Source organism: Lentibacillus populi, from assembly GCA_014642895.1.
GTDB lineage: Bacteria > Bacillota > Bacilli > Bacillales > Amphibacillaceae > Lentibacillus_C > Lentibacillus_C populi.
Genome location: BMJD01000079.1, coordinates 1 through 7,470, shown reverse-complemented (window position 1 = coordinate 7,470; position 7,470 = coordinate 1). Strand labels below are relative to the sequence as shown.

Genomic DNA, 7,470 nt, shown 5'->3' with positions numbered 1-7,470 from the left:
AACGTTAAAATAGGCATCAAAAAGTTCATTTATCACTAGAACTTTTCGATGCCTATTTTTTGTTGGAAGTCAATCATTATTTTTAGGTAAACTTAAAACATAACACATTAGCTATTGACTAGTATTGTACCTAAGTTAAACTACATTTTTACTCTGCGAAAGTTGAGTAATAATAATACGGATGAGTTTTTGGTGAAATAGTAAATAAACATGGAAGGGGGCATGTAATGTAGTAGGAGTTACGTATTTCAGCATGTTTTATTGTTTCAAATGAAAGGCCGTGATCGGGGGAGGGGGTATACCTCTACTGAGGAAAATCAGTCTACATAGAATAGGATTCAATCTTAAGTAGCATAGCTGAAAATTGGTTTGATAACCTCTATCCTGAAACAATTTTGGTAGTTAGCTAACGTACTTCCATTTAAGCAGGAAAAGTGGCTTCCTGTATCGAATTTATAAATATAAAACTTTCAGGGGGAATTCGATGATACAGTTTCCAAAACCGGCTGTCGAGCAATTTTTCAGAACGTACGCGATTACAAATTTTGCTGTTAGCAAAGATGAGAAACGTCTTGTTTTTGCAGCAAATTTAAACGGAAAAATGAACCTGTGGGCGATGGATCTGCCTGATAATTATCCATATTTGTTTGCCCATCAGGATGAGTCATGCAGTTTTATTACATTTGATCCGGAAAACCGGTATGTATTGGCAGGGTTTGATAAAGATGGTGATGAAAACCACCATGTATATGCCATTCCTTATGATGGCGGCTTGCCGCAGTCACTGATCACAGGTGATGCAAAGGAGAAGTATTACTTTTCCCATTTAAGCGATGACGGGGAACGTATTTATTACATGACCTCGGAAAGCAATCCATCGTATTTGAACGCACGGGTACGAAATTTGCGTGATGGTTCTGATACGTTAATCAACACTGGTGAACTTTCTCCCACTGAATTAGCTGCTGTATCGGATGATGAGCATACATGCGTCTATTTGCGCGCCTTTGCCAATACGTACGTAACGAGTATTGTAAAAGCTGGCGACCAAGCGTTTAGTCTTACTCCCGATCCGAAAAAGGTTCACGTAACGTTTGATCCTGTCTTTACCGATAATTCGACCATTTACTTTGTCACGGACTATGAAAGTGAGTATAGCTATCTGGCAAAGTTCGATTTGCAAACGAAACAATTTTCTGCAGTTGTTACGATTGATCAGGAAAGTGTACAATCACTGAAATTCAATAAAAAGCAAAACACTCTTTATCTTGTTACGGAAAATGGTGTAGTGGATGGTCTGTATCGGTATGATATTGCAAGCGAGGAGCTGGAAGAACTGGCCCTGCCGATTGATGTTATTGGCCAAATTCATGTGGCGCAGTCCGGTGGATTATATGTGCTGGGTATTAATGCTACCGAACCAATGAATATTTATTATTCAGCTGATGGCGGCAGCTGGAAACGGTTGACCAATAATACTGTACTTGGTGTTAGTAGTGAAGATATGGTCGAACCGGAAGTTGTTTCGTATAAATCGTTTGATGGAATGGAAATCGAAGCATTATTGTTTAAAGCTGAACCGGATTCCGACAATGGCCATACGATTTTTTGGCCGCATGGTGGACCACAGGCGGCTGAACGAAAAACATTCCGCTCGATGTTTCAATGTTTTCTCAACCGCGGATACAGTATTTTTGCACCGAACTTCCGCGGGAGTACTGGCTATGGATCTTCATTTGTAAAACTGGTGGAACAGGACTGGGGAGAAGGACCAAGACTGGACTGTGTAGCCGGAATGGAGTGGCTGTTTGTGAATAATATTTCCGATCGTGATAAACTATTTCTGGTTGGCGGCAGTTTTGGCGGGTACATGGCTTTATTGTTACATGGACGTCATCCGGAATACTTCAAGGCTGTCGTTGATATATTTGGCCCATCCGATTTATTCACATTCGTTAATTCTGTTCCACCGCATTGGAAGCCAATCATGGAACGCTGGATAGGTGACCCGGAACGTGACAAGGAACGGTTTATTAAAGATTCCCCAGTTACATATTTGGATGGTATGGTTAAACCGATGCTTGTCATCCAAGGGGCAAAGGATCCGCGGGTTGTGAAAGAGGAATCCGACCAGATTGTTGCCAAATTAAAGGAAAAAGGCCGTGATGTTGAGTATTTTGTCATGGAAGATGAAGGTCACGGATTTTCAAAAAAGGAAAATGAGATCGAGGTTTATACACGAATGCTAGACTTTTTGGCAAAGCATCAGGATGAAAAGCAGCGCGCATAAGCGAAATGGAGGAATCAGGTATGACCGCCCGGTACGGTCTTACCTGATTCCTGTGTGTTTTTACACGCTTGGAAAGTAACTGCAGGGTTTTGAACAATAAATGTGCCAGATCGGATAGTAAACCGCCAAGTTTGGACAGTAAACTTCCAAATTCGGACAGTAAATGCTCTAAGTTCGCCAGTGAGCAAACAGAAAAGATGTTTTTTGGGTATATTACATACGAAGTAATGAAGGCCAATAGCAATGAACATATTTTACAGCCCTTCATAAACTAAATAATACCACCCCTAAGAAAAAGATTGACCAATTCATTGATTGTCGGTTAAAATGAATGGTGTGCTCATTCGAAATTGTCCCGGGTGGGTCATTCAGTTTAATGCAGAAAGGTGGATAGCTAATTAAAAGCAAGAAAAGCGCCAGAACTATTTTCAGATCGGTAAAGAAAATAGTTGACGAGGTGGAGGCTAATCGAGTGTATTCGGCGGATTCCTCCCGGTTGTACATCTCAATCGTTATGCTTTGTTCTCAAACCAATGAGGCAACTTGTTGTACAAAGAAGAAAGCGGGATGACAAAAACAATCACGAGAAAGGGGCAGCAAAACGCCCCGTAACAGAAGTAAGAGGCAAGATGTTGGAAGTTAGCTTAGGAATTGACTTTTAGACCTTTTTCAGCGAAATAGGCGATTCTTACGTCTGACTTCTGACCTCTTGCTTTACGAAAGACGCTTTAGTGTTTTTCTTAATGTAATGGTCGTTTGTTGCCCCTTTAATACAAGGAGGAAACAACGATATGTGTGGAATTGTAGGTTATATTGGGCAGAATGATACGAAAGAAATATTGCTAAATGGATTAGAAAAATTGGAATATCGCGGCTATGACTCAGCTGGAATTGCGATGCTAAATGATGACGGAATGAACCTTTTTAAAGTAAAAGGGCGTATCGCAACACTTCGGGATCGAGTGGATAGCGCTGTTCATGCAACAATGGGAATCGGCCATACCCGCTGGGCGACACATGGCGTACCGAGCGAAGAAAACGCACACCCGCACCAAAGCGCGTCAGGCAGATTTACACTCGTTCATAATGGTGTTATCGAAAACTATCAGGAATTGAAAAAGGAATTTCTTGAGGGTGTAACATTCGTCAGTGAAACAGATACCGAAGTTGTTGTTCAGCTAATCGAAAAATTTTTTGAAAAAGATCAAGATACTGCTGAAGCATTTCGTCAAACAGTGAGTCTTTTAAAAGGTTCCTACGCAATCGGCATGATCGATGCAGAAGATCAGGAAACGTTTTATGTGGCAAAAAATAAAAGCCCACTATTGGTTGGTTTAGGTGATGGGTTCAACGTTGTCGCGAGCGATGCAATGGCTACATTAAAAGTAACGGATCAATATCTTGAGATTTTTGACCAGGAAATTGTCTTAGTGAACCGCGGCTTCGTTGAGGTTCAAAAGCTTAATGGTACAGTCGTCGATCGCAAACCATACACAGCACAAATTGACGCAAGTGATATTGAAAAAGGAACATACCCGCACTTTATGTTGAAAGAGATTGACGAACAGCCATTTGTCATGCGGAAAATTATCAATGAATATCAAAATGAAAATAATGAACTGAAACTCGATGCAAATGTACGCCAAGCAATGAAAGCATGTGACCGTGTTTATATCATTGCTGCCGGAACAAGTTATCATGCTGGGTTGGTTGGAAAACAGTTCATTGAAAAATTAGCTAAGATTCCAGTTGAAGTCCATGTAGCAAGCGAGTTTTCATATAACATGCCACTCCTATCGGAAAAACCATTATTTGTGTTTATTTCCCAAAGCGGAGAAACAGCCGATAGCCGTGCAGTATTAGTAAAAATTAAAGAAATGGGACATCCAGCACTGACGATTACAAATGTGCCAGGATCCACCCTTTCTCGTGAAGCAGATTACACATTGAATCTTTATGCAGGGCCAGAAATCGCTGTCGCATCAACAAAAGCATATACAGCACAAATGGCAGTATTGGCAATTTTAGCGGTTGATACAGCCCGGGCAAAAGGTCTTGCATTAGACTTTGATCCGATGCAGGAGCTGGCGATTGCTGCCAATGCGATGGAAATTTTAACGGATCAGAAAGAAACAATTGAAGGTCTTGTAAGAAATTACCTGGAGACAACGCGCAACGCATTTTTCATCGGTAGAAGCAGTGACTACTTTGTTTGCCTGGAGGGTGCATTAAAGCTTAAAGAAATCTCCTATATTCAAGCAGAAGGTTTCGCTGGTGGCGAGTTAAAGCATGGAACAATTGCGTTAATTGAAGAAGGTACTCCAGTTATTGCACTAGTAACCCAAGCCGAAGTCAACTACGCAATCCGCAGTAATGTGCAAGAGGTAGTCGCTCGTGGAGCAAATGCAATGGTCGTCAGCATGAAAGGCCTGGAGCAAGATAGTGATGCATTTGTTTTACCGTATGTTCATGAATTATTGTCACCGCTTGTAACGGTTGTGCCTATGCAGTTACTGGCATATTATGCAGCGTTGCACCGTGGCTGTGATGTTGATAAGCCGAGGAATTTGGCGAAGAGTGTGACGGTGGAGTAGGGTTAGGTGGATTATGAGTTTTGCTGTAAGTTTAAAATAAAGTCGCGACGTTTGTAAAAAAGATGCGATGTTTAAAACAAAGTCGCGATGTTTATAAAAAAGTTGCGAAGTTTTACCCCTTTGGATATGATTGTCTAAAGGGGTGTTTTTGTGGCGAAAAGAAAAAGACACCCAAATTTGATAAGTGGAAAAAGACGATAGAGAATCTAGCAGTGCATATTATCAGTTACGGCTAAAAATTCAAGATTTCTCCTCATTAGATTGCTCACCCAGATCAAAATATATAAAAGAAAAAAGGAAAATATATGGATATAAATTGGGTGTACAACTTGTAAAGAATGTAGGAAACTTTCTCCTGTTTGGAGAGAAGTTCTTGAAAAAATAATAAACATATTTATTATTAATTACGTTTGAACGGACTTTTACAGTTAGGGATATTCAATTATTTACAATATTTCAGATGATAAAGTGATTCATCATATAACCCCAGGTGGACAGGAAAGACTTGTTGTTCAAGGGTTATTAGCTGCAACGCTATCAACAAAATTTGTGAAAATAATAGCGTACTGGGCTCGTACTATAAAATTTGCGTCTTTAAGCAGGAGGGGAAAACGGATGAGAATTGTGCTTACTGGTGTATCCTGTGTAGGAAAGTCGACTATAGGAAAAATGCTTGCCGACAAAGTGGACTATAAGTTTTTTGATTTTGATTATGAAATTGAGAATTATTTTAACCGTCCGATTTCATTTCTAAAAAGAGATTTTTTAACAGAGCATAGCTATAGAAAGGTGGCAAGAGTTGTTCTAAGCAAAATTCTTGAAGAGAATGAAGATGATTTTATTATAGCTATGCCACCAAGCGGATTGATGGATTCTTATTGGCGGATTATTAAGCAGGATGACAGTCTGGTAACGGTCGTTTTAAAAGATAGGGCAAAAAACATATTGCAGCGTATAAGGTTTTATGATGATTATTCGAATCCAATTGAAGTGGAACAATCTAAGGAAAGTGAAAAGTATTATTTAAAAGAAATTAGCCTTGATATAGAATACTTCGGAAGAACATATAACAGGGCAAACTATCAATATCGTATTGATGGAAAAAGTGCTTCCGAGGCGGTAGATGATTTAGAGGCATTACTTTTAGCATGACTGGAAACAGATTAGTCGTATAAGTGTGTCAATAGCCATATACCTCTAGACCATTAAACTGAATGATCAAACCTCTTTAATCGGTTAGAGAAGAATCCATTTTGATCAATCTTTTTCATTGCTTAAATGTAAAAGAACAAACACCAAACCCTTATGTATCATGTTAGTTGGAAAGCGTGTTATATATTAGATGAGGCTAATATATACTTGCTAACGCTATTCCACAGTAAGGATTAGTGCCAATATAACGTACATCATATTCCTGAGGAAGTTGTTGTATGAATGGTGGTAGATGTGGGTGGTATATTTGTGCGTAATGTAAAAGATAAAACAGGATCCGTATGCTATTAAATAAATAACTAAAATCATATGATCATCATAAAATCGATCTCCTTTTGGATAATCGATTTTCTTGTATACTATGATGAAGGGGGAGTTTGTATTTTTACAAAAACTTGTAGCGGAAAGTCATAGACAGCCTTTCAAAGTCCATTCACAATTACACGTGTCCAACCGGGGAATATTCTTGGGGCTAAACATGCGGATACTGGATTTGGACCGTTAGCTATCATTGACCATGCGGTTATAAAAAAGGCTTAACGATTAAAATGCACTCGGTAGCTTGTTCCAGAACAACAAAGTCTTCATATCTTGTGAAAAATATGAGCGCTTCCGTATATGCCTCTTTCTTATTGTTTTCTTTAGGGTTATCTATTGTAGCATTTTTTTTGGAATTGATTCGTCAAAAGTCCGCCAAGCAGCGAACCTCCAGCTAAACCTCCGACCACCATTCCTGTATTCTTGACAAATCTTCGTCGACTTGAATTATAGTTTTTATCATTGTCATGTGAAGATATATTAATTTTATCATCATTATCAGACAAACACTTTTCTTCCTCCCTCTATGTATGTGTCAAGTTTTTCTCGACGTTGCTTTCATACCAATATTCCAGGCGCTCCCATTTTGTACACCTTGTTCGGCTACCGCGCTGTTGCTTGCTGGCCTCATTTTTGATGGAACGGTCTTAAAAACCAAAGACCGTTCCATCAAAAACGAGGTTTATTGTAATACTTTAAATAAGTTACCTATGTCTTGGGCGGAAATGACTGGCAGACACCATACACCATTGCTCAAAAATACTTTGAAGAAATAAAGGCCCCAAATAAAAAAATCTTTATCATTCCTGATGCTGGGCATATGACAATGATGGAACAACCCGATTTGTTTTTTAATGCATTATCAGAAATAAATAGTGTAGAGGTAAATAATTAGTGATTTCCATGGATTATTAACTTGGTTTTTCACTGCATAGAAGAATAATTTTTACATGGTAATGCATTAGCATTGCATTAATTATATCTAATAATAAAAAATGTTGGTAATGTTCGATTTTTGACTGTCTAGGCAACAAAAAATCCTTTATAATGAATAGG

4 protein-coding genes are annotated in these 7,470 nt (G+C 38.9%); 3 read left to right on the top strand and 1 reads right to left on the bottom strand.

Annotated elements, in window-relative coordinates:
- Positions 1 to 484 precede the first annotated feature (484 nt).
- The 3 genes from IEX12_RS22400 (at position 485) to IEX12_RS22390 (ending at position 6,036) form a co-directional block, all read left to right on the top strand.
- Complete coding sequence (locus IEX12_RS22400; protein ID WP_155555425.1) at positions 485 to 2,290, top strand: S9 family peptidase; 1,806 nt, start codon at positions 485 to 487, stop codon at positions 2,288 to 2,290.
- A gap of 791 nt (positions 2,291 to 3,081) precedes the next feature.
- Complete coding sequence (gene glmS, locus IEX12_RS22395; protein WP_155555424.1) at positions 3,082 to 4,884, top strand: glutamine--fructose-6-phosphate transaminase (isomerizing); 1,803 nt, start codon at positions 3,082 to 3,084, stop codon at positions 4,882 to 4,884.
- A 615-nt stretch (positions 4,885 to 5,499) separates the two neighbouring features.
- Positions 5,500 to 6,036 (top strand): shikimate kinase, encoded by a 537-nt coding sequence (locus IEX12_RS22390; protein WP_188725937.1) that lies wholly within the window; start codon positions 5,500 to 5,502, stop codon positions 6,034 to 6,036.
- Positions 6,037 to 6,743: 707 nt separating this feature from the next.
- Here IEX12_RS22390 and IEX12_RS22385 read toward each other — a convergent pair.
- Complete coding sequence (locus tag IEX12_RS22385) at positions 6,744 to 6,920, bottom strand: twin-arginine translocation signal domain-containing protein (RefSeq protein WP_188725936.1); 177 nt, start codon at positions 6,918 to 6,920, stop codon at positions 6,744 to 6,746.
- Positions 6,921 to 7,470: the final 550 nt, after the last annotated feature.